Genomic DNA, 566 nt, shown 5'->3' with positions numbered 1-566 from the left:
CTTATTTTATCATCAACAATCACAAATCACAAGTGATTTGTGATTAATCACTTGTGATTTGTGATTCTATTCTTTTTCGTTTTCTAATTGAATAATTCGTTCAAGCATTTCAAAAAATACGTTCTCATACATGGATAAAACTTTTTTGTCATAGCCTTTGTGTTCTGTAATTCCGTTTTTAGACCAGGTACTTACTTTATTACTTCGCTTGATAATATTTTGGAAAACCAAGTTATCTTCTTTATGTTGCTTGTACAGTTCTTCCAGGTTTGATTTTATCGTTGCGCTGTCCGTATCAACTAAATAAGGAACAAAACCGATCATATCTAGTCCAGGGTTAAATTGTTCTTGTAAATCAATCAAATAGGAAATATAGTTTTGAATGTTGTTTGTACTTTCTTCTTCTGCTTGTAAAGGGATCATAACGTAATCACTCGCCACGATTGCATTATTTGTATAAACGCTTGGCGTTGGTACAGTATCAATAATAATGAGATCATAGTCACTTTTTAAAGGTTCCAACAGAGTAGCTAGTAATTTACTTTCATTTTCAAACGTCCATGAGC

At 32.0% G+C, this 566-nt stretch carries 1 protein-coding gene; it reads right to left on the bottom strand.

Annotated elements, in window-relative coordinates; genetic code table 11:
- Window positions 1–66: 66 nt before the first annotated feature.
- On the bottom strand, window positions 67–566 hold a 500-nt coding region (locus tag A5849_RS14540; protein WP_086310210.1), incomplete at its 5' end, for a ParA family protein.

It is taken from the genome of Enterococcus sp. 10F3_DIV0382 (genome assembly GCF_002140245.1).
Lineage (GTDB): Bacteria > Bacillota > Bacilli > Lactobacillales > Enterococcaceae > Enterococcus_B > Enterococcus_B lactis.
The sequence above is the reverse complement of the archived record's forward strand: the minus strand, read 5'-3'. Positions and strand labels throughout refer to the sequence as shown.